The 314-nt window shown below is 44.9% G+C and carries 1 protein-coding gene; it reads right to left on the bottom strand.

The window, feature by feature from the left end; translation table 11 throughout:
* Positions 1–314 (bottom strand): methyltransferase (locus tag FTW16_RS01090; RefSeq protein ID WP_146489773.1); only part of this gene is annotated, 314 nt, incomplete at both ends.

Here is a 314-nt window from a genome sequence, read left to right as displayed (position 1 = left end):
CCAAGAGTGTTTCTGCTGCGTTGTAGTTCGTATCTAAACCACTGTGGAAAGGTGGGTTACTAATGATAAAACGATAATCGTCGGCAGTGTCTGAGTAAATATCAAAGGCGAATACATGGCCGGTTAATCCATTGGCTTTTAGTGTTGCTTGGCTCGATGTGATGGCATCCGCGTTAATGTCACACATCTCAATCGCAATTTCTGGATTGGCTTTTGCCATGAAAGCACCTAACACCCCAGCACCACATCCAAAGTCGAGGACTTTACCTGATAGAGTAGGTAAGGTTTCGAGTAATAGGCGGCTACCTAAATCG

The organism is Vibrio sp. T20 (assembly GCF_007858795.1).
Lineage (GTDB): Bacteria > Pseudomonadota > Gammaproteobacteria > Enterobacterales > Vibrionaceae > Vibrio > Vibrio satsumensis.
Note: the sequence above shows the minus strand (reverse complement) of the source record. Positions and strands in the feature narration are given on the sequence as shown.